The 3,107-nt window shown below is 64.7% G+C and carries 3 protein-coding genes; 2 read left to right on the top strand and 1 reads right to left on the bottom strand.

Annotated elements, in window-relative coordinates; all coding sequences use genetic code 11:
* Window positions 1-44: 44 nt before the first annotated feature.
* Window positions 45-1,016, top strand: coding sequence for a hypothetical protein (locus ACV1FX_RS41535; RefSeq protein ID WP_473123255.1), 972 nt, complete (start codon window positions 45-47; stop codon window positions 1,014-1,016).
* A gap of 98 nt (window positions 1,017-1,114) precedes the next feature.
* Here ACV1FX_RS41535 and ACV1FX_RS41530 read toward each other — a convergent pair whose 3' ends face one another.
* The gene (locus ACV1FX_RS41530; protein WP_473123254.1) at window positions 1,115-1,366 is read right to left on the bottom strand and encodes a hypothetical protein; all 252 of its coding nucleotides are present in this window, start codon (window positions 1,364-1,366) and stop codon (window positions 1,115-1,117) included.
* Between the two features lie 105 nt (window positions 1,367-1,471).
* Here ACV1FX_RS41530 and ACV1FX_RS41525 point away from each other — a divergent pair, with 105 nt between their 5' ends.
* Window positions 1,472-3,076, top strand: a complete 1,605-nt coding sequence (locus ACV1FX_RS41525) for a hypothetical protein (protein WP_473123253.1) — start codon at window positions 1,472-1,474, stop codon at window positions 3,074-3,076.
* Window positions 3,077-3,107: the final 31 nt, after the last annotated feature.

Genomic DNA, 3,107 nt, shown 5'->3' with positions numbered 1-3,107 from the left:
TGATGCAGGGCGCTCTCGCCAATGCCCATACAGGACCGCTCGGCATGCTGCTCGGTGGCGTTGCGGGTCTCGCCGGCATGGGCCAAGGCACGCCGCAGCAACAGCAGGCGCGCCTCCTCAACGTGCGTTACCAGGCGCTCCAAAACGCTGGCATTCCCAAGGACAAGGCGCTTCTCGCTGCCATCGATCCGGAAGGCTACGGCAAAACGATCGTGGAGGCGCTCGGGGGCAATAAATACAGCTTCGCGCAGTTGCCGGATGGCACGGTTGTTCGGCAGGATCCGCGCACGGGTGCCGTCGCGCCGGCTTATCAAGGTGGGCAGAAGGTCGACTTCGGCATCACGGGCGAGCAGGATGGCGGTGGCAAGTCGTACGGCTTCATCGACAAAACCAACCGTACCGTCACGCCGTACAATCCGCCCGATGCAGAGGCGAGCTCCAGCACCGTCACCGGTCCGAACGGGCAGCAAATCGCTGTTCCCGCCGGCGCCGATCGGAAAACCTTCGTCAAGGAAGTCACGAAGGCCAACGCCGACGCTGCAACGGGAAAGATGACGGAGACGCAGGCCAAGTCCTCGGCCTTTGCCACCCGCATGCAGCAGGCAGAGGCGGCGCTGCGCCCGATCGAGGGCGAAGGCACGTCGTATGCTGGCCGCGCGCTCGATGCGCTACCACTTGTCGGTGGCACGCCTGTGACCAACTCCATGCATTCGGCCGACTATCAGAAATACCGGCAGGCCTCGAGCGCCTTCATCACCGCCATGCTCCGGCAGGAATCGGGCGCGGCCATCTCGAAGGAAGAGTTCAACCGGTACGAAAAGGAAATGATGCCGCAGCCAGGCGACGGTCCCGAGGTGCTGACGCAAAAGCGCGCGGCCAGGTGGGCGGCGATCGAGCAGATGCGGAAGGCCGCGGGTCCCAGCTTCGGCTCGTCCGCGGCTTCGCCCGGTGGCGATGCTTCGCCTAGCTCGAGCGGCGGCACCACACGCACCGGTGTGAAGTGGAGCGTTGAATAATGCCGGTCCTCAACATCGAAGGCAAAAAGGTGACGGTCGACGATAGCTTTTTGAAGCTCTCGCCGGCCGAGCAGCAGTCCACCGTTGACCAGATCGCGTCATCCTTCGCGCCTGACCCGATGTCGCTCGTATCGGCCGGCAACAGCACTGTGCGATCGCTCGCCACCGGTGTCCCGATCCTCGGCGGCCTCGTCAACAAAATGGATGCGGCGACGAACGCCGCACTGGCGCCGGTGCTCAATCCGCTGTTCGACGAAAAAGACCAGCTCAACGAACCGACGTGGTCGGAGCGATATGCGCACTCGCTGCGCGATCAGGAGGGCATGGATGCGAAGTTTCAGCAGGAACATCCTGTCATCGACACGACTGCAAAGCTCGCCGGCGCGGCCGCCGGCACGATCCCGGCGGTATATGCAGCACCTTGGGCGTTCGGAATCGAAGGTGGCCTTGGCGGCATGATGGCCCGCGGCGCGCTTTCAAATGCCGCGCTTGCCGGCGCGGATGCTGGCGTGCGTGGTGAAAACCCCATCCCGAGCGCAGCACTCGGCGCCGGAGTAGGCGCGGCTGGCCCGCTCGCGGGAGCCATTGCGCGACAGGTTACCGCGCCCATCGTCAGCAACGTGCGTGCGCTCTTCAATCCGGAGGGATACGCGACGCGTCAGGTTGCCCGCGCTGTCAGCGAAAGCGGCCTCACCACCCAGGAAATCGCCGATCGAATCGCGCAGGCCAATGCCGAGGGCCAAGGCGTGTTCACGATGGCCGATGCCATGGGCAATGCCGGACAGCGGCTGTTGAGTAGTGCCTCTCGCGGTCCCGGAGAGGGACGCACGGCTGTCGTGCAAGCATTGGAATCGCGCCAGGGCGACCAGGGGCGCCGCTTGTCGACCGCGCTTCAGGACGCCTTTGACGCTCCGCAGACGGCCGAGCAGATGCGGGCCGGAATGGTGGCAAATGCGAACTTCGATGCCGGCCGCAGCTATGGGCCGGTGAAGCGCGAAACGATGCCCATTGACGTCAGCTCGCCGGTTGCCATCGCCAATCGCGCGATCTCGCCGGCCGCCGACAATCTTGCCCGCGCCCGCGGTGCGCTCCCGACTGACATCGGCGCCCGGGTGGGCATCGAAGCGGACGAAGCGGCATTGCGCGACCCGATCGGCAACGCGCTCAAAGAGGCGCGCTCCTATCTCGCCGCGCCGACGCTCACGCGATCGAACGTCAACCAGGCGTTCCGCGCCAAGACGAACATCGACATGATGATCAGCAAGGCGACCGACAACAGCCAAGGCGCCTTGGTCGCAGAATTGATCCCGATCCGGGATGCGTTGGACGAGGCTTTGGCGAGAACGTCGAGCAACTACGCTGCCGCGCGTGATGCTTACCGCGAGGCTCAGAGGCGTATTGAGGCATTGGATCTCGGCAAGCTGATCGGTTCGAAGCCGGGCCGCCCGGAAGACGCCATTCGGCAGTTCAACGCGCTCCCCGACGCAGAGGCACAGACCGCCTTCCGCCGCGGGTACGTGGATCCGCAGATCAGCCACGCGCAGAACGCCGCATTCGGCACGAACAAGGCTCGCGCTCTCAGCTCGGACGCGATGCGCCAGGAGCTTGACGCGTTCGCCGTGCCCGGCCGTGCACCCAAGCTGCAACGGCAGATCGACCGCGAACAGACGATGTTCCAGACGCGCAACGCTGCTATGGGCAACTCCAAGACGGCCGAGAACCTCGCCGACGATTCGGCGCTCGCTATCGACCCCTCGGTGATCGGCCACATCTTCAGTGGCAACTACACCGGCGCGGCGCGCCAGCTGATCCAGTCGAGTTCGAACGCACTGAGCGGCAACAACGCCCAGGTGCGAGCTCGTCTCGCCGACCTTCTATTGCAGCGAGGCGCGGATGTAACGCCGGCTGCTCTTGACACGATGGTTGGCGAGACGATGAAGCAGATCAAGCGTCTTGATCGCCTGATGGGTACCGGTCGCGAAGCGGTCCAAGCCGCCGCGTCGTCGACGCCTGCAACACTTTCCGAGAAACCTCAACGACGTCTAACCAGAAGGAATTGATATGAGCGACGATCGCGCCCCCTCCGGCCAG

This window comes from Bradyrhizobium ingae (assembly GCF_055791185.1).
The sequence above is the reverse complement of the archived record's forward strand: the minus strand, read 5'-3'. Positions and strand labels throughout refer to the sequence as shown.

Coding starts and splice junctions, on each gene's coding strand:
- ACV1FX_RS41525 (WP_473123253.1), top strand. CDS start 1,472: ATGATGGCCCGCGGCGCGCTTTCAAATGCCGCGCTTGCCGGCGCGGAT.
- ACV1FX_RS41530 (WP_473123254.1), bottom strand. CDS start 1,366: ATGTTCCTGCTGAAACTTCGCATCCATGCCCTCCTGATCGCGCAGCGA.
- ACV1FX_RS41535 (WP_473123255.1), top strand. CDS start 45: ATGCTGCTCGGTGGCGTTGCGGGTCTCGCCGGCATGGGCCAAGGCACG.